This is a genomic window from Mycobacterium sp., from assembly GCF_019247635.1.
Taxonomy (GTDB): Bacteria; Actinomycetota; Actinomycetes; order Mycobacteriales; family Mycobacteriaceae; genus Mycobacterium.
The window spans coordinates 1-17758 of the sequence record NZ_JAFBAR010000007.1 but is presented as its reverse complement, the minus strand read 5'-3'; the positions used below and the strand labels follow the sequence as shown (position 1 = coordinate 17758).

Annotated in this window: 20 protein-coding genes and 1 pseudogene; 8 read left to right on the top strand and 13 right to left on the bottom strand. The window is 65.6% G+C overall.

Annotated features, from left to right (window positions below):
• The 7 genes from JO236_RS01025 to JO236_RS00995 form a co-directional block, all read left to right on the top strand.
• Positions 1-172 (top strand): acyl-CoA dehydrogenase family protein (locus JO236_RS01025; RefSeq protein WP_293323512.1); only part of this gene is annotated, 172 nt, incomplete at its 5' end.
• 101 nt (positions 173-273) lie between these two features.
• Positions 274-1422 carry a thiolase family protein gene (locus JO236_RS01020; protein WP_293323509.1) on the top strand — a complete coding sequence of 383 codons (1149 nt, stop codon included), beginning with the start codon at positions 274-276 and terminating at the stop codon, positions 1420-1422.
• A gap of 108 nt (positions 1423-1530) precedes the next feature.
• Complete coding sequence (locus JO236_RS01015; protein WP_293323506.1) at positions 1531-2136, top strand: TetR/AcrR family transcriptional regulator; 606 nt, start codon at positions 1531-1533, stop codon at positions 2134-2136.
• A complete protein-coding gene (locus JO236_RS01010) occupies positions 2133-2645 on the top strand; it encodes a hypothetical protein (protein WP_293323503.1) in 513 nt (170 codons plus the stop codon). The genes JO236_RS01015 and JO236_RS01010 overlap by 4 nt, the downstream gene beginning before the upstream one ends.
• Positions 2646-2753: 108 nt before the next feature.
• Entirely contained in the window at positions 2754-4034 is a 1281-nt protein-coding gene (locus JO236_RS01005; RefSeq protein WP_293323500.1) for a cytochrome P450, read from the top strand.
• Positions 4031-4219: a ferredoxin gene (locus JO236_RS01000; RefSeq protein WP_293323497.1), complete on the top strand. Its 189-nt coding sequence runs from the start codon at positions 4031-4033 to the stop codon at positions 4217-4219. The genes JO236_RS01005 and JO236_RS01000 overlap by 4 nt, the downstream gene beginning before the upstream one ends.
• Complete coding sequence (locus tag JO236_RS00995) at positions 4186-4527, top strand: DUF1330 domain-containing protein (RefSeq protein ID WP_416362125.1); 342 nt, start codon at positions 4186-4188, stop codon at positions 4525-4527. The genes JO236_RS01000 and JO236_RS00995 overlap by 34 nt, the downstream gene beginning before the upstream one ends.
• A 9-nt stretch (positions 4528-4536) precedes the next feature.
• Here the strand turns inward: JO236_RS00995 and JO236_RS00990 are convergent, their stop codons facing one another.
• The 7 genes and pseudogenes from JO236_RS00990 to JO236_RS00960 all read right to left on the bottom strand — a co-directional run bounded on the left by JO236_RS00990 (position 4537) and on the right by JO236_RS00960 (position 11198).
• The gene (locus JO236_RS00990) at positions 4537-4728 is read right to left on the bottom strand and encodes a ferredoxin (RefSeq protein WP_293323491.1); all 192 of its coding nucleotides are present in this window, start codon (positions 4726-4728) and stop codon (positions 4537-4539) included.
• Positions 4728-5933 (bottom strand): cytochrome P450, encoded by a 1206-nt coding sequence (locus tag JO236_RS00985; RefSeq protein ID WP_293323488.1) that lies wholly within the window; start codon positions 5931-5933, stop codon positions 4728-4730. Before JO236_RS00985 ends, JO236_RS00990 begins: the two co-directional genes overlap by 1 nt.
• Positions 5934-6045: 112 nt before the next feature.
• Positions 6046-6861: pseudogene (locus JO236_RS00980) on the bottom strand (NAD(P)-dependent oxidoreductase).
• Complete coding sequence (locus tag JO236_RS00975; protein WP_293323485.1) at positions 6861-7811, bottom strand: alpha/beta hydrolase; 951 nt, start codon at positions 7809-7811, stop codon at positions 6861-6863. The pseudogene JO236_RS00980 and the gene JO236_RS00975 overlap by 1 nt, the downstream one beginning before the upstream one ends.
• A complete protein-coding gene (locus tag JO236_RS00970; RefSeq protein ID WP_293323482.1) occupies positions 7808-9463 on the bottom strand; it encodes a thiolase C-terminal domain-containing protein in 1656 nt (551 codons plus the stop codon). Before JO236_RS00970 ends, JO236_RS00975 begins: the two co-directional genes overlap by 4 nt.
• A gap of 110 nt (positions 9464-9573) precedes the next feature.
• Positions 9574-9882 (bottom strand): ferredoxin, encoded by a 309-nt coding sequence (locus JO236_RS00965; RefSeq protein WP_293323479.1) that lies wholly within the window; start codon positions 9880-9882, stop codon positions 9574-9576.
• Complete coding sequence (locus JO236_RS00960; RefSeq protein ID WP_293323476.1) at positions 9879-11198, bottom strand: NADH-ubiquinone oxidoreductase-F iron-sulfur binding region domain-containing protein; 1320 nt, start codon at positions 11196-11198, stop codon at positions 9879-9881. The genes JO236_RS00965 and JO236_RS00960 overlap by 4 nt, the downstream gene beginning before the upstream one ends.
• 36 nt (positions 11199-11234) lie before the next feature.
• On the opposite strand from JO236_RS00960, the gene JO236_RS00955 reads away from it, so the two are divergent.
• Positions 11235-11708, top strand: coding sequence for a hypothetical protein (locus JO236_RS00955; protein WP_293323473.1), 474 nt, complete (start codon positions 11235-11237; stop codon positions 11706-11708).
• 14 nt (positions 11709-11722) lie between these two features.
• Here JO236_RS00955 and JO236_RS00950 read toward each other — a convergent pair whose 3' ends face one another.
• The 6 genes from JO236_RS00950 to JO236_RS00925 all read right to left on the bottom strand — a co-directional run bounded on the left by JO236_RS00950 (position 11723) and on the right by JO236_RS00925 (position 17465).
• Positions 11723-12589 (bottom strand): alpha/beta fold hydrolase, encoded by an 867-nt coding sequence (locus JO236_RS00950; RefSeq protein WP_293323470.1) that lies wholly within the window; start codon positions 12587-12589, stop codon positions 11723-11725.
• A gap of 17 nt (positions 12590-12606) precedes the next feature.
• The gene (locus tag JO236_RS00945) at positions 12607-13017 is read right to left on the bottom strand and encodes a Rieske (2Fe-2S) protein (protein WP_293323467.1); all 411 of its coding nucleotides are present in this window, start codon (positions 13015-13017) and stop codon (positions 12607-12609) included.
• Position 13018: 1 nt separating this feature from the next.
• Complete coding sequence (locus JO236_RS00940; protein WP_293323464.1) at positions 13019-14164, bottom strand: amidohydrolase family protein; 1146 nt, start codon at positions 14162-14164, stop codon at positions 13019-13021.
• A gap of 39 nt (positions 14165-14203) precedes the next feature.
• Entirely contained in the window at positions 14204-15295 is a 1092-nt protein-coding gene (locus JO236_RS00935; protein WP_293323461.1) for an amidohydrolase family protein, read from the bottom strand.
• Positions 15296-15585: 290 nt separating this feature from the next.
• Positions 15586-16734, bottom strand: a complete 1149-nt coding sequence (locus JO236_RS00930; RefSeq protein WP_293323458.1) for a phosphotransferase — start codon at positions 16732-16734, stop codon at positions 15586-15588.
• Between the two features lie 110 nt (positions 16735-16844).
• Positions 16845-17465, bottom strand: a complete 621-nt coding sequence (locus tag JO236_RS00925; RefSeq protein WP_293323455.1) for a TetR/AcrR family transcriptional regulator — start codon at positions 17463-17465, stop codon at positions 16845-16847.
• Between the last annotated feature and the right edge of the window lie 293 nt (positions 17466-17758).

Genomic DNA, 17758 nt, shown 5'->3' with positions numbered 1-17758 from the left:
TACCGCCGCGGACCGGGCGCTGCAAACCCACGGCGGCATGGGCTACGCGGAGGAATACCACGTCGCGCGCTACTTCCGCGAGGCGCGCCTGATGAAGATCGCACCGATCAGCCAGGAGATGATCCTGAACTTCCTGGGTTCGCATGTGCTGAAATTGCCGAGGAGCTACTGACTGTAGTTTGTTAGTCGTCGAACGTGAACTGGCGGCGAGTTTTTCGAGATTTTCTCGCCCTCATGACACGCTCGGCGGCCGCACGGAGATCGGAGCAGACCATGCGCGAAACGGTGATCGTGGAGGCGGTGCGAACCGCGGTCGGCAAGCGCAACGGCGGATTGTCGGGCATGCACGCTGCCGACCTGTCTGGGATCGTTCTCAACGAACTGTTGGAACGCGCCGGCATCGGCCCCGAGATCATCGACGACGTGATCTGGGGATGTGTGTCCCAGGTGGGCGACCAGTCCAGCAATATCGGTCGCTACGCGGTGCTCGCGGCCGGCTGGCCGGAGAACATCCCCGGGACCACGGTCAACCGGGCGTGCGGTTCCAGCCAGCAGGCCCTCGACTTCGCCGTGCACGCGGTCATGTCGGGCCAGCAGGACGTCGTCGTGGCCGGCGGCGTCGAGGTGATGAGCCGTGTTCCGCTCGGCGCGGCCAGGGCGACCGGAATGCCCTACGGCCCCAAAGTCCTTGCCCGATATGAAGATTTCTCGTTCAACCAGGGCATCTCGGCGGAATTGATCGCCAAGAAGTGGGGCCTCTCGCGCGGGCAGCTCGACGAGTATGCCGCCAGGTCCCACGAGCTGGCCGCCGCGGCCCAGGACAGCGGCGCCTTCGTCGAGCAGATCGTCCCGGTGTTCGTCGGAGACGGATCGATCGTGGCGGCCGACGAGGGTGTGCGGCGCGGCACCACAGTCGAGAAGCTGTCCGCTTTGAAGCCGGCCTTCGTCGACGACGGCGTCATCCATGCGGGCAACTCGTCGCAGATCTCCGACGGCGCGGCCGCGCTGCTGGTGATGACCTCGGACCTTGCGGTCGAGCTGGGGCTGACGCCTCTCGTGCGCTACCGCGCGGGCGCGGTCACCGGGGCCGACCCGGTCCTCATGCTCACCGGCCCGATTCCGGCGACCGAGAAGGTGTTGGCCAAGGCCGGTGTGGCGGTCGCGGATGTCGGCGTGTTCGAAGTGAACGAAGCCTTCGCGCCCGTTCCGCTGGCGTGGCTGGCGGAGACCGGGGCCGACGCCGACCGCCTCAATCCGTTGGGGGGCGCCATCGCGTTGGGCCACCCGCTGGGCGCCTCCGGTGCGGTCCTGATGACGCGCATGGTGCACCACATGCGCTGCAACGGGATTCGTTACGGCTTGCAGACCATGTGCGAAGGCGGCGGCACGGCCAACGCCACCTTGGTGGAACTCGTCGGGTAGCGCGCCCGCCGTCGGAAAAAAATACCGTTCAGGGTCTTGCCGTCAGCAGCTAAACTAACCTACTTTATGTTCACTAGGTTGGTTTGCCGATCGGTTCGAGGGGGCCCAGTGCCCGACGCACGTCGATACGACACGCTGCTCGCCAAGGGCGAGGACCGCAAACAACGGATCCTTGCGGTGGCGCAGCGGCTGCTGTCGCGCAACGGCTGGCGCAACACGACGCTCGCGCAGATCGCTGGCGAAGCCGGGGTTACCTCCGCGGGCCTGCTGCATCATTTCGAATCCAAGGAACAGCTACTGCACGCTGTGCTGGACGCGCGTGACCTCGACGACGACACGCACTCCGACCGCGGGGGCGATCTGATCGGCGAAATCGCCCAGGTCGCCGACCGCTTTAACCGCGCGCCCGAACTGGTGGGCACGTTCACCGTGCTGCTGGTGGAGAACATCGCCGCCGACGCTCCGCTGCACGACCGCCTGGTGGGCCGGCAGCGTGACGCGACGGAAATCGTCGCCGGGGCGATCCGGCGCGGTCAGGCCGCCGGCCGCTATCGCGCCGACATCGACCCCGTCGTCAAGGCAGTGGAAATTCTCGCCTTCACCCACGGAATGGAAATGACATGGTTGCTCGATCCGTCGATACCCCTGACCGAGGTGTTCAAGGAGTACGCCGAGATGCTGGCGCGGGACTTCACGCCGCCGAGCACGGCATGAGGTACCGGCTCGACATCGTCGCCTCCAGCGTCGTCGACGTGGTGCGGTTCGCCGGTGGGTGGATCTTCGACCGGTCGATGGCGGGATGGGATGTCACCGTGCTCCTGGCGGATCTCGCCGACCACCCCGACGACCGACCGCTGCATATCCTCGGAGCCCAGACGCTTGACCTCGAATGCGCGCTGGCATCGATTGAGACTCGTCCCCGTCCGCAGGCCCTGGCCGCGGCGGCGGACCTGCTCGGCTGCGATCCGCGGGTGCGCCAGGGCATCGTGCAGGCCCTCGACCATGGCGTCACCGAAGTCACGCTTTGGGGGCAGACCTGGCCCGACGAGCTTGCTCACAGCGTGGGCCTGGTGCAACACCGGCTGAGCATGGCCGCCCAGATCTTCAAGGCCCAGGCCCTGGCGGCGGCCGCGTCGCCAGCGAGTTCGATCGAACGCACCGAAATCTTTCGCAGTGGGCTGAGCGCGTGCCCGTCGGTCGCGGCGGATCTGGTCCCCGCCTGATTCACCCGGCGCATCCCGACGCGCGAGGCGGTCTCGGCGCGAAGCTGTCGTTGACGACGCGTACGCGCTTGTGGAAATCTCATACTCATCTTTGAGAGGATGGTTCTCATGACCGACTTCAGCGAGCTGGACTTCTTCCGCGACCGGCGGCTGGTCGAGAACCCGTACCCCTATTACGAGGCTCTCCGGCAGCGATGCCCGGTCGCGCGGGAAGACCACCACGGGGTCACAATGGTCACCGGCTGGGACGAGGCGGTCGGGGTGTTGAACGACGCCGAAACGTGGTCGTCGTGCATCTCGGTGACCGGGCCATTCCCCGGTTTTCCGGTATCCCTTGAGGGCTTGGGGAACAGCGACATCACCGATCTGATCGAGCAGCACCGCGACGAGCTGCCGTTCAGCGACCAGCTGCCGACGCTTGACCCCCCGACCCACACCAATCACCGTGCCCTGCTGATGCGGCTGATCACCCCCAAGCGTCTCAAGGAGAACGAGGACGCCATGTGGCTGCTGGCCGACCAGGCGCTGGATGCGTTCCTGGCGCCCGGGGAAGGCGAATTCATCAAGGGCTTCGCCGGACCCTTCACGCTGTTGGTCATCGCCGATCTGCTGGGCGTTCCCGAGGAAGACCGGGAAGCCTTCGTCAACAACATCCGCGTGCACTCCGGCGGCGGCGTCGGGGGCACCGGCAAGGAATCCCTGGCGCACAGTCCGCTGGAATTTCTCTACGGGCTGTTCTCCGACTACGTGCGGGACCGCCGCCGCGAACCCCGTGATGACGTGCTGACCGGCCTGGCCACGGCCACCTTCCCCGACGGCTCGGTGCCCGACGTCGAGGATGTGGCGCGGGTCGCCTCCAACGTATTCTCGGCCGGCCAGGAAACCACCGTGCGGCTGCTCGGCGCCGCGTTGCAGACCATCGGCGAGCGCCCCGATCTACAGGCGCAATTGCGCAAGGACCGCAGCCTGATCCCCAACTTCATCGAAGAGGCGCTGCGCATCGAGAGCCCGGTCAAGGGCGACTTCCGGTTGAACCGGGTGCCCGTCAATGTCGGCGGCGTCGACCTGCCCGCCGGCACCACCGTGATGGTGGTGCAGGCGGCCGCCAACCGTGATCCGCGCCGGTTCGACGATCCCACCACCTTCGATCCGGCCCGCAAGAACGCCCGCCAGCACATCTCGTTCGGGCGCGGGATCCACAGCTGCCCCGGAGCGCCGCTGGCACGCGCCGAGACGCGGGTGGCGATCGAGCGTTTTCTGGACCGGACGTCCGATATCAGGATCAACGAGCGCAAGCATGGTTCGGCGAATGACCGTCGCTATCAATACGTTCCGACCTACATCCTGCGGGGTCTGACCGAGCTGCACCTGGAGTTCACGCCGGCATGAGGGTATGGGTCGACGACGGAAGCTGTCGCGGGCACGGCATGTGTCTGACTCTGTGTCCGGACGTGTTCAGCCTGACCGACGACGGCTATGCCCTGGCTATAGAAGGGGATGTCCCGACGGAATTGGAGTCCGCCGCCCGGGAAGCCATCGAATGCTGTCCGGAGCAAGCCATCAAAGAATCGTAAGGAGAGTTCAGGTGAGTGAAGGGGTCAAGAAGGGATATGTGATCCTGACCGAGGCCATCAAGGACCCAGAGGGCATGAAGGCCTACGGGCGGGCCGCGGGCGCCGCGATGGGTGGAGTCAACATTCTCGCGGTGGATACCGCACCAAAGGTCGTCGAAGGCTCCTGGCATGGCGACCAGACGGTGGTGCTGGAATTCGAATCGGTCGATGCGGCCCGCGCCTGGTACGAGTCCGAGGCCTATCAAACGGCGGCCAAACTGCGCCAAGCGGCGGCCGACTGCAACGCGGTCATCCTCGCCGGTTTCTGACGCGCGGCGCTACTCCTGGATGGAGATCGCCTGTCGCGGGCACTGGCGCACGGCATCACGCACTTGAGACTCGTTCTCCGGCGTGACCTCTGGCTGCAACACGGTGAGCATGTCGTCGTCCCCGAGGTGGAAGACCTCCGGGATGATGCCCATACAGACACCGTTGCTTTCGCAGAGACCCCAATCGACTTCGATCCTCATCAGCGAATTACCTTGACCGGCACGTTTTTCCACCCGGCGACGTTCTGCATGTGCACCCGCTCGCAGCCGTCCCAATCCACCTCGAAGCGGGGCATGAAATCCAGCAGCTTTTCCAGGGCGATCGCGCTCTCCATGCGGGCCAGCGCCGCGCCGAGGCAGCTGTGGATCCCGTAGCCGAAGCCCAGGTTCTGCGCTTCGGATCGGTCGCGGTCGACGTCGAACTTGTCCGGATCGGTCCACACCTCGGGGTCGCGGTTGGCCGCGCCGTTGATGAGAAACATCGGTTTTCCGGCCGGGATCGTAACCCCGTGCAGCTCCACGTCTTTCATCGAGCGACGCACCTGATACTGGGAGGGTGCCTCGTAGCGCAGCAGCTCTTCGACGGCCGCGGGGATCTTGCTGCGGTCGTCGAGCAACTTTTGCCACTGTTCGGGATTGCGCCCGAAGACCACCGGCATGTTTCCGACCAGCTTGGTCACAGTTTCGGCGCCGGCACCGCCCAATAACGTTGCAAAACCGGCGATTTCGAGATCATCCAGCTTCGTGTACTGCCCGTCGTCCCGTTCGATCTCAGCGTCTATCAGCTTGCTGAACAGGTCGTCACGCCGCTCGGCGCGACGTTGTGTCACCAGGTCGTAATACAGCATCGCCGTCTCGATGTTGGCTTGCATGCCCTGTTCGCCGATCTCGACCTGGCCGGGTTCCCGGGTGAGGGACTCGTCGATCAAGTGACGAATCTTTTGCGCGTCCTCCTCCGGCACCCCCAGCATCGTCGTGATCACCTCGACGGGGAACGGTCCGGAGAAATCCTGCACCACGTCGAATCGATCGGGATCGACTGCGCTGAGGTACTTGTCGACCTTCTCGATGACCATCTGCCGCTGCGACTGGATGGCCCGCGGCGTGAAGACCTTGTTGAGCAGGCTGCGCATGTGGCGATGGTCGGGGGGGTCCATGAAGATGATCGACTTCTGCGGGGGTGGCTCTCCGCGGCGCACCATTGCCAGGTCGATACCGTAGGCCGACGAATACTGTTCGAAATTCTTCAGGCCCGCCGCCACGTCCGCGTGCCGGGTCAACGCGTAGAAGTCGTACTCCTCGTTGTAGTAGACCGGCGCCTCCTCCTGCATCCGCCGGTAGGTATCCCAGGCGCCGTTGAAGAACTCCTCGGAGAACGGATCGAAGACGACCTTCGCTTTGGTCATGGACGACTCCTCGATAACAAACTGCGGGCTGAAATAGTTACACCGGAATGCCTGACTGTAACGCTAACGGTAGCGGATTCGGCCGGAACCGAAAAGGGCCATGTCGTCACCCTCATCGCGGGTGCCCCAGCAGGGATAGTGCGGCGTCGGCCGCATCGAGCACGGCGCCCGCGCGGGCGGCGGCTTGGCCGGCGAGGTCGACCACCAGCCGCGCGTCCTTCTGCAGCAGCGTCCCGACATGTTCGGGCAGCTGGCCCAGGCCGCCGACCCGACCAATGGCGTTGAGCGCGAAGCTGTTCCCGCTGCTGCGGGAAACGACCTCGGTGAGTCGCTCCGGGGAGACGCCCAGGGAGTTGCATAGCGAAAGGGCGGTGGCCGCTGTTCCGAGGTGGGCAGTGAACAACAGGTTGTTCAGGAGCTTGGTGGTTTGCCCCGCGCCTAAATCGCCTAAATGGATGACCGCATCGGCGTAGGTGTCGAACACCGGCCGGCAGCGCTCGACGACGGCGGCGTCCCCCCCGACCATCACCAGCAGACGACCCTGGGCTGCCGCCTCGCCGCCACCGCTGACCGGCGCGTCGACAACCGAAACACCTTGCGCACCAGCACGCTCGGCGAGCTTTCGGCAGGTGTCGGGGTGCACGGTGCTGTGCACGGCGATCACGCTGCCGGGCCGCAGTCCAGCCAGCAGTCCGCACTCGCCGCCGGCGAGTTCGTCGATGTCGGCGTCGCCGAGGACACACAGGCAGACCAGATCGCTGCCCGCAGCAAGTTCACCCGGTTAGTCGGCGATTGTCGCCGTCGTGCCGGCGAACGGCTCGAGCGCCGCGGGCCGGCGCGCCCACAACGTCGTCGGGTAACCGGCCTGGATGATGCGGTGCGCCATTGGGCCGCCCTGGTCGCCCAAACCGATGAATCCGACGCGCATCAGCTGGCCTCTTCATCCGTTGCCGAGGGTGACGTCACAGTCTCGCTCGGACCCGAAAGTGACTGGGGTGTAACGCTCGAGGAGGCCGCGGCGGCCACGCACTGGTCTGCGAACGCGAGGACGTTCGCGTGATATGCGGGAGCGGTGTGGCCCAGGCTGATGTTGTGCCCGGCCTCGGGTTGTCTGTTGACGGCGAATCGCGGCGCGCCGGAAAACAGCGCGGCGATCTCCGTCAGTGCGGAAGTATCGGTCTGCCAAACCTTTTCGTACTCGGCGATGCTGAATTGCACCGGGACGCGGACGGCCGGTGCGAGCGACGGGAAGGTTTGCCGCGCCCAGTCCGACACCATCTGATCTTCGTAGGCCGGAGCCGTCGGGGAAACCGTGATCCCGGCGAGCACCTCTGCGGGATATAGCCTTTCGGGGTGCCACAGCAGCTCGCGCAGGCCCGAGGGGCGGCGTTCCCGGGTGGCCGTCTTCAACATGTCCCGGGCCGCGGGGTGGTAATGCCTCCCGGTGCCCGCCAGTTCGAGGCCAACCAGATCGGCGGCCCGCTCGTCGGTGGCCATCCGCAGCGCCAGTTCGCATCCGCCCGAATGGCTCATCAGGAAAAACCCCACGCCGCGTGGTCGCTCTCCGAGGATGCGGTCCACCGCCCGGTAGGCGAGTTCGATCCGTTGTTCGGGGCGGACCATCGCGTCCGGATAGGGTGCGGAAGTGCCGTAACCGGGCCGGTCGAGGGCGACGACGGTGAATTCGGCGGCCGCGCCGGCTCGTAGCAACGAAAGCGATGGGTGGCCAGGACAGTCGAAGTAAACCGCGGTGGTGCCGCCGCCGTGGATGGCCACGATGACGGCCTTGGGTTCTCCGGACTGTTGGGCTTCGGCGAACAGCGCCGACATCGGTACCCCGTCGACGATCACCACCCGCGGGTGCACGCGGGGATTCATGCGCCGGCCCGCAGCAGGAGCACGCCGCTGGGCGTCAACCCGCCGCTGCTGACCACACCGACGCGCGCGCCGGCGACCTGCCGGTCGCCGGCCTCGCCACGCAGCTGGGCGACGGCCTCATGCACCAGGCCCATGCCGTGGGTGCGGCCGTGCGAGAGCTGACCCCCGTGGGTGTTGAGCGGCAGCAGGCCGTCCCGGGCGATGTTCTTGCCACCATCCAAGAATTCCTTGGCCTCGCCGATCCCGCAGAATCCCAGCGCCTCGATCCAGGACAGGCAGTTCATGGTGAACCCGTCGTAGAGCTCGGCCACGTCGACGTCGTCGGGACGCAAGGATGTGCGCGTCCACATGTGCGCCGCTTGACCCAGCACCTGCGGTTCATGGGTCAATGTGCTTTGGTCCCAGTCGATCCGCTCGATGATCTGCGTTCCGACCGCCTCGACCAGGACGGGTGGCTTGGCCAGGTCGCGTGCCGCGTCGACCGCCGAGACGACGACCGCGATCGCGCCGTCGCACGGCACGTCGCAGTCGTACAGACCGAACGGCGTGGTGATGGGCCGCGCGTTCAAGTAGTCATCCATGGTCATCGGTGATCGGTAGACCGCGGTCGGGTTGAGTTCGGCGTTGGCCCGCTGGTTGAGCGCGATCCAGCCGAGCGTCTCTCTGGTTGTGCCGTAACGATGGAAGTGCCGCTGTGCGTTGAGCGCCAGAGTGTGTGCTGCGGACGTGGCGCCGAACGGGAACTGCCAGCTGGCGGTGCGGCCCATGGACGGGGCGATCTTGCCCTGCTTCATCAGCTCGTTGAAGGTGGCTTCCCACAGCGTCCGGAAACACAGCACGTGACGGGCCAGGCCGCCGGCGACGGCGAGCATCGCCGCGATCACCGAACCGCCCGGGCCGAATGTTTCGATGCCGCCGTTGTGCCATGTCGGCCGGATGCCCAGCGCCGCTTCCAGCGCGGTGACCCCGCCCTCGCCGAACCCGCCGACCATTCCCGCGCCAGGGTAGCTGGACAATCCGTCGATGTCGGCGAACGTCAGCCCGGCGTCGGTGATCGCCGCCTCGCAGGCGTCCACCGTGAGCGACAGTGGCGGCTTCATCAACCGGCGGCCGATCGCCGACATTCCGATCCCGGTGAGGGCTACCTTGTCCTCGAATTTTTCCGCGGTCAGCATGGGGCGGACGTGCTCGCCGAAGCGCTCCGGGGCGATCTCGTCGGCGGGCTGGACAGCGTTGGGGGCATCGGCGATGGGGCGGAACAGTGGTAACCACACGTCCTCGACCTGCTCGAAGACGACCTCAACCTGTTGACCGAGTTCGAGCCGCTCGAAATCGCACTCCACGATGTTGGTGGTCAACCGGACGCGCGGATCCTCCGCGATCGCCACCTGGGCGACAACGTACGGCGCCGGCAGGCCCGGCAGGCTGAACCGCTGGTTCACGGTGAACCCGGCCAGCGTGGCCCGGCCGGAGACGGCACGCACACCGATGTCGCGGGAGCGGCAGTAGCGGCACACCGGCGCGGGCGGGTGAATCAGCGCGTGGCAGCTGCCGCATTCCTGCAGGCGCAGCGTGCCGTCGGCCCCCGACGTCCAGAAGAACTCGTTTTCGTCGGTGATCAGGGGCAGCGGGCGTCCCGGTGCTGCTGACACGTCACCTCCGGTGGTGCGGCGGCCGTAACTCTAAAGCCTGGAACGGTCTGGTAGGCCCATTATGCGAATCGGAGAATTACGTTATCACCTTCGAGCTGGGGTGCCGAGGGCTAACGCGTGAACCCCCACTCGGCTTCGTTCGCTTCGGTTTTCAGGTTTTCGGCGGGATTCTCATCCGTGTCGGGGTGCGGTGGCGGGCCGTCGCGCCGGCGTTCGTGTATCTCCATGATGGCGTGCACCGGGCAGTCCAGTAGCGCGCGCAGCACCGCATCGTGGTCGCGCTCAGCAACGATGCCGTCGCCGATCAGAGACGCGTACCCCCAGTCGTCGAGCGAGAAGTAACCCGGCGCGTGCTTGGCGCAGATCCCGAACCCGTCACACAGGGTGCGGTCGAGGCGGATTCTCCGGTGTTCGGTCACGCCGGGATCACCGCCAAAACCTCGTAGGGACGGTCGGCGCGGAATGCGCCGTCACGGCACCCCGGGCAGGTGCTGTCCAGATGGTGGGCCACGTCGTCGGGGAACTGATCGAGCAGGGTGGCGGCCACGTAGGTGGCCGCGTCCAGCGTTGCGCAAGCGCCCCGTCCTCGCAGCACCACCGACCAGCGGCGCAACCGATCGAGATCCTCGACCGTCGCGGTGCCGTCCCGCAATGCACCGGCGACGGCGGCCATTGCCGCGGTTCCGTTGAAACATGACCCGCACTGCCCGGCGTTCTCCCGGTCGAAGTAGGCCAGCACCGCCGCCGCCAGCGCCACGAGGCAGTCGTCGGTGATCACGGTGACCGCGCCGGCGCCCAGCCCGCTGCCGAGGCTCCGCATCGTCTCGTGATCCAGGCTGGTCTCCAGCACGCGGCGATTGAGGAAGCCGGCGAAATATCCGCCCATCAGCGCGCCTCGCACCTGGTCCGGCGAAATCCCATGCAGGGCAAGCAATTCGGTGAACGGCAGACCATGCGGCAGCTCGTAGAGAACTGGCGGCCGGCTCGCGCCGGTGATCGTCGCGAGGAACGTGCCCGGCGACTGGGATGTGCCCTGCGAACGGAATTCTTCGGCACCGTGACGGTGCAGGTAAGCCAGATTGGCCAGCGTCTCGACGTTGCTCACCAGCGTGGGCAGCCCGCCGACACCGGCTTCGAACGGGCGCGGTGGCTTGTCCGTCGGCTTGGTAGGGCCGCCGTTGATCGACCGGACCGCGGCGGTCTCCTCGCCGGCCACGTATCCGGGCGCCACGATCCAGACACCGATCGTGAGACCGCCCAGGATCTCGGGGCCGAGCTCAGCCAGTGCGGCTTCGATGCTGCGTGCCGATTCCGGTTCGGACACGTAGACGTAGGCGCGGTCGGCGGCCACCACCGCCGCGGCCAGTCGCAGGCCGTCGAGAACCAGGTGTGGCCGGTTGCGCAGCAGCCAGCGGTCTTTGATCGAAGCCGGTTCGCCCTCTTCGCCATTCGCGATGACGACGGTTCCCCGGGCGCCGCCCGGCGCGCCGCGTCCGTTGTCGCGCACGGTGCGCAGCTTGACGGCGAGCGGAAAGGCCGCACCGCCCCGGCCGAGCAGTCCGCTGGCTTCGACTTCAGCCAACAGTTCATCGGTACCGGCGAGCAAACGGTAACCGCCGAGACCCCGATAGGCGGTCAGGTCCTCTCGCCCCAGGCCGGGCCGCTCGCCGAGCAGCCTGGCCGGGCACCCGGGCGCGGTGACTGTGGTGATGATCGCAGAGTCGGCGGTAGCCATCGCTAACCCGCCGTCGTCCTAGTTAGGCTTGCGCGCATGCGGACCGCGGTTGTGCGGGTCAATGTCGACCCTGACGGTGTGCTCGCGCCGGCGCGGCTAGTCGAGGGCATGGCAACCCTCCTCCGGCTGGTCGGTGAAGCGGGCGCCGACGTGGTGGAAAACAACCTCGCTGCCACGTCGACGAGCCGGCGCGAGGTGGAGCTGCTGATCACCGGCGACGACGTTGACGTAACCAAGAACATCGCAATTGACCTGTGCGCCAAGTCCTTCGGTACACAACCGAGACCCGGCGTGGTGACGTTTGTCAGCAGGGGAACCGACGACGATGCCCGCGGCGTGTTGTCCGCCTTCGGGCTTACGGGTGAGATCGCCCGGGTGCCCGGCGACGACGGCTTCGACAGGGTCTACGTGACGCTGCGCGAAGCCGACCTCGAGCGCATCCCGGAAAGCCGGATCCATACGGCGTTGGAGGCGTCGCTGAACTGTGAGGTTCACATCCGCACGAGTTAGCGCACGATCAAACATCATGTGCCCAAAAATTCGAGGATCGCCGGTGCCGCTTGCACCCAGGTGTCGAACATGTTGAAGCGCTGGACCTTTCCCGCCGCTCGCTCTTCGGACGCGCGCTCCCACGCGTCCTCCGGCCAGGGCGGGTCGATCAGCTTGGATCCTTTGATCAGGCAGCTCACCTCAAGGGACGTCCGCTTGGGGTGATCCAGGTCGTTCTCGCCGCCACGGATGATCAGCGTGGGAACCTTGATGCGGTCGAACATTTCGTCCTCCACGCCGGGGATGGTCTGTCCCGGCTTGGACACAAAGGCATTGAGCCAACGCATCATCACCTTGAGAAAGTCGTCCTTGTCGAAGTCGAGGAAGCGTTGGCTGTTGGCCGGGTTCTCCTCGATGCGCTCGCGCCATTCCTGTACCTTGACCACGCCGTCCATCCCGGTGCCTCGCACCGCGAGAATGCTGGGAACGATGTAAAAGGAGCCCAGCACGAACGTTCCGTAGATGCCGCCGACGATATTCCAGACCACGAGTTTGGTGACCATCTCGGGATAGAGCATCGTCGTCAGCATGGAATCCCTTGCCCCACCGGATCCCCCGGCGAGGATGCAGCGCTCGAAGCCGAGGCCCGTCACCACCTTGTGCAGGGTCTCGGCGCGCATGTGTGACTCGCTCTGCCCGTAGAACTGCACATCGGATGCCCCGCAGTTGGGTCGGTCCCACAGCAACACCCGGTAGCCCCCCGCGGCTAACGCCTCGGCCAGCGGGCGCAAACCCTCTATTTCTTTGCTGAACCTGCCGCCCGGCGTCAGGGCAATGAGATCGCCTGCGCCGCCTAGGATTTCGTAGACTACATTGCCGCCGTTCACTTCGATAGAAGACACAAAATTCTCCTGTTGTGTCACGCCATCACCAGAACGTCGTTGCCGACGACACGGACGGGATAGGTGCGGATACTCCACTCCGGCTTGACCGCGGTCGTGCCCGTCGCCAACTCGAAACCCCACTGGTGCCAGGGGCAGAAGATGAACTCCAGATCCCGCACCATCACCGCATCACCCGCGGCGGTCTCGTCGACGATCGTGCGTCCCCTGGGACGCCCAGAGCACAGCGGACCGCCCTGGTGTGGGCAATAGTTCGCGATGGCGTAGAAGCTGCCCTTGACGTTGTAGACGCCCACGCCGTGCCGCCCGATCGGCACCAGTTTGTGTGTGCCGGGCGGGATTTCGTCAACGGTGGCGACAATGTGCTCGCGGCCCTGGGCGAGACGGGGCCCGGGGCGTTTGGCTGCCCCCTTTTCTTCAAGAGCCAATTCAGAGCACCCGGACTTGACCCTCTAGGACCGGAACGGTCTCCGGCAGGTGATAGGTCGCAATGCCGTTCTTGTACATCACCGCATCGCGGGCCGCCTTGGGCAGGTGCTTGACCAGCCAGCGCGGATCATCGAAGGTCCAGTGCGGGTAGTCCGAGGAGTACAACAGGATCTTGTCGCACTCCATCCACTCCAGGGCACGGGTCAGCTCGGTCTTGTCCTCGGGGTAGTCCAGGGGCTGGGTGGTGAACTTGATGTGATCTTTGACGTAATCGGACGGCTTGCGTTTGATCTCGACCCACGACTTGCGCGCTTCGTAGATCGCGTCCATAAGCCACATCAGGGGCAGAATCCAGGAGAACGCGTGCTCGACGAACACGATCCGCAGTGTCGGGAATCGGTCGAAGACGCCATCGAAGACCAGGCTCATCACCTGGTTCGCGGCCAGCAGCGAGTAGGTGACCATGAAGTCGTGGTTGTAGCTGGGGAGCCCGACCGGCGGGATCGGCAGCTCGTCGAAATGGCTGCGCGACAAGTGACAGCTGACGGTGATGTCGTGCTTGGTGGCTGCCGCCCAGATCGGGTCGTATTTCGGGTGACCCCAGGACGGTCGCGGCTCGGCTTTGATCAGAATCTGCGCCATGTAAGGGTGTCCGGCCCAGCGCTCGATTTCGCGCACGGATTCTTCCGGCTCTTCGATGGCTATGCAGATCGAACCGCGCCACCGCTCATGCCAGTTGTTGTGACTGTCCAGCCAGTGATTGGCCTGCCAGTCGTTCAACGCGGACGACATCGCGTGCTGCGCTTCGGTCAGGCGAGCCGGGTAGGCGGCGGGTTCCAGGATCGCGATGTCGGAGCCCGCTTCCATGATCAGCTGTCGGAAGGCTAAGTCCGGGTCGCTGCAGGGGAATTCGCCGTTGGGCGGGAATGTGTCCACCCGCATCGCGTAGGAGTGCGCGTAATCCGGGGCGTCATAGTAGATCTGCTCGCCCACGGCGCGAGTGAGGAAGTACTTGCTGCGCCAGGGCTCAGGGATGTAGGGGAGTAGCTCACCGCGCTTGGGCGCCGGGTGGACATCGGAGTCGACGCACCGGACGGCTATGCGCTCGGCAGCGGGAACCCGCTCCTGCGAATGTGTCAAGGTCATCTCGATCTCCTCGTCCTTCTTGGTCTTCGCGGTCCGCTTCTACTGTGCGCCCACGCCGGCGGGGATGTCTATGCGGTACAGCTGTGCCGCGTTTCGCCAGCACAGTCGCTCGCGCTGGTCGGCGGAGAGCGCACGGGGCAGCTTCTTGACATCGCCGCATTGCCAATGGGGGTAGCTCGACCCGAACATCACCATGTCGTCCTTGCCCGTGAAAGCGAACCATTCCCCGGCGAACTCGACATCACCAGGACCGTCGAGGCTGCCCTGAATGAAGTACACGTGACCGGGCAGGTAGTCGCTGGGAATCCGCGGCGCCCAGGGCGTCTGCTCCAGATGGGGCCGCCCAAACGTGTCCATTCGCCAGATGAACGGCGTCACGAAATCCGCCGCACCATCGCCCCAGACGAACTTCAGGTCGGCGAAGCGCTCGAACACTCCCTCGGCGATCATGTTCATCAGGTGGTACAGGTAGTTCAGCGCCATGAAGCTGACGTACTGCTCGTAGGTTCGCGTGTTCCCCGACGGTGTCGGCGGAAACGCGATGCCCGAGCCGACCTCGATATGGGCGGCAACTGGAAGGCCGGCGTCCACCGCGGCTTCCCAGAGCGGCCAGAACTGCGGTTTGCCATACAGCTCGCGGGACTGCAGCGGCACCCCGATCTGCACCACCCGCGGGTGCTCCCGCCAGCGTTCGATCTCGCGGACGGCGCCGGCGATGTCGTCTGGGTTGACCCGGATGGTGCCACGGAACCGCTCACCGAACTCCGCGGACTCCAGCCAGCGCGACACCATCATCTCGTTGTGGGCGGCGTGCAGCGCGCTGCCAAGATGCCGGTCGGGCATGATGCCGCGGCCCATAGGGTGCAGGATCGCCACATCGACGCCGCGCTTCGAAAATAGTTCGTGGGCAACGAATTCCGGATCGGATCCCGGATATTGCCGATCGGGCCCTTCGGTGTTCGGCGCGTATTCGCCACCGGGCGCTCCGTACCAGTCCATCTCGTAGTCGGGGAAGCCGCGGCTCTTGAACGGCTCACGCAGAAACGAGCGTAGGTCCTTGTTCGACGGGAAGAAAATGTGCACGCTCGCGTCGATCAGCGGTGTGCGTGTCCCGTCAGCGTGTTCGATCACGAAAGCCGTCCTTCGGCTCCGGTAGCCAGCCTCAGCCCGGCAGGGCCATATGATAGATAATCTAACATTCTTCGCGGATCGCCATCAATGGATTTCCGGTAAGCCTTTCGGTTACTCATCTACACTGGTAGAGCCACTATTGTAGCCATCTCTGCAAGTCTAGTTCTTCAAACCGGATAATAGCATTCTCCGTCTGACTGCCGGGTCAACGATGGCTCGCCGTCGAACGCCTCGCCGCGTCGCCGAGTGTGAAGTGGGCGACGTGTTCTCGGCGTGTCACGTCGTGTGGTTCACAGTCGGAGCTTTAGTGCGGCAACGGTTTCCAGGTCATCGAGTGCGGCGACACCCCGCCGCAGGCCCTCCGTGGCGATGTCGTCGACCTGCATTCCGCCCATGCCCGACGTGATCAGCGTGGCGACGTAGGCGTATTGCGCCGCCTGCCGGTAGCGCAACCAGAGCTCGTCGGGGTCCAGGTCGGGCCCGCCGGCCGCCGTCAACGCGCTTCGGTAGACGTCAAGCAGGTCGCGCTGCGCGGCGCGACGGTCCTCCGGCGTCAGACCGGTGATCAAGGTGTAGGCCAATTCACGGGACGGGTGTCCGCGCCGCACCGCCTGCCAGTCAAGAAGCCCCGCCTGGCGGTCGCGGAAGTACACATTTCCCGGATGCGCGTCGCCATGCATGACGGTGTGTGGGGGAGCGTCGATCACCGCGGCGACGGCCCGGTAGTTGTCGGCGATGAAGCGACCGGTGTCGACCGCAAAGTCCACCGGGTTGGTGGTGCGCTCGGTGAGTCGCTTTATCGCGGCCTTCATCAGGGAGCCGGTCAGCAGGGAGGTGTCGTCCGCCGACGGCGTGCACAGCCATCCCAGCGGGCCGCGCCCGTCGGCGCGCAGTCGTCCCCAGAAGGTGGCGTGCAGATTGGCGAGTAATTCGACCACGAGGCCGGCTTGGTCGATGGAAAGCGGGTGCAGGGTGTCGGGAAATTCGGTGGACGCGGCCGGAAGGTCCTCCAGGACCAGCAAGTAGCGGCCCGTCCAGGTGTCGAACGCGGCGCCGTATGCCTCCGGCAGGCCGGTGAGTACCGGGGCGAGTTGTCTGTAGAAGCGGACTTCGGTATGTCCAAGCCGCCCGAGTTCGGCCATCAAACGCGTGGCGGTGGTTCTGGCCGTGAGCTTGACGAACACCGACTCGGGCACATTCCTTCCGGTCAGCACCAGCCGTGCCCGCGACGACGTTCCGGCGTCGCTACTGAGGACTCTGACCGAGTTGACGGTGGTGCCCATGACCTTGGAGAGGACGCCGGGATCGAGTTGGTCGACCGTGCGCGGCAACCCCGCCCAGCCGCCCAGCACGGCGTCGATGGACACCCGACCGACACCGCAGCCCAGATGCGCGGCCAGTCCAATGACAGAGCAAGCTTGTCCCACAGGGTTTTTCATAGCGGTCCTTCAGTAGTCCGACAGCCCGGCGTGCCGCCGTCGACCGCGGGCCGAGGACGGTGCCGTCTCAGGCAAAATATCCCGACGGCTGGACATCAGACAATAGTGGGTTATTGTCTGATCTGTGGCACCAGGGCCCGCACCACGAACTGCTCGACGAATAGGCGTTTGTCGGCCACGGACCGGTTCCGCCAGGACGGTGCCAGCAAGAACAGCGTCGTGGTGTGCAGCCACTGCACCGTCGAGCGGGGATCAAGATCGTCGTGCAGGCGACCCGCGCCCGTCCACCGCCGCAGCAGCGGCTCGTAGTGCCGCAACAGCAGTTCCACGATTGGTTGCGAACCCATCTCGAGGGCCGCGGCCACGGCGGTGCTTTCGGCCGCAAACAGCGCTTCGTTCAGCGGATCGCCCTCCACTGACAGCACGGGAGTCAGGATCATCTCGGGCAGCGACCGGACAGGGTCGTCGGGGTGGCGCAGCGCGCGCACCAGCGCGGCTAGGGCGGCGTCGACCCGCATCAGCATCAGACCCAGCAGGACCTCGTCCCGGCCGGGGAAGTAGCGGTAGAGGGTGGAGCGGGAAACGCCGGCTTCGTCGGCGACCTCGGCCATCCGGATCTGCGAGTTACCCCGACGCACGAGGCAGCGTCCCGCCGCGTCCAGGAGCAGTCTGCGGGCCTCTTCGTCATCGAGGATCGCACGGTCGTCACCCCACCGCCGGCTCGGTTCCATGCCGACGATGTTACGGGATGCGTTCTGTCCGGCATAGCACGAATTGCTTTGTGGCCAAACGCGTTACGATGACTGCTACGCGCTGACCGGAGAACACCGAGACATCACCGATGGGCTGCTCCGCCGGCGATGAGTCGTTCACCCACCAGCTGCCGACGACGTTCGACCGTCTTCGTCATCGGCCACGAGTTGGCGGCTGACGTGCGAACCCAGCAACCCGCTGGCGTCGAAAACCAGTTTCTTGGCGGTTATGACGTGTGCGCCAGCACGTCTGGACCGAACTTGCTGACCAT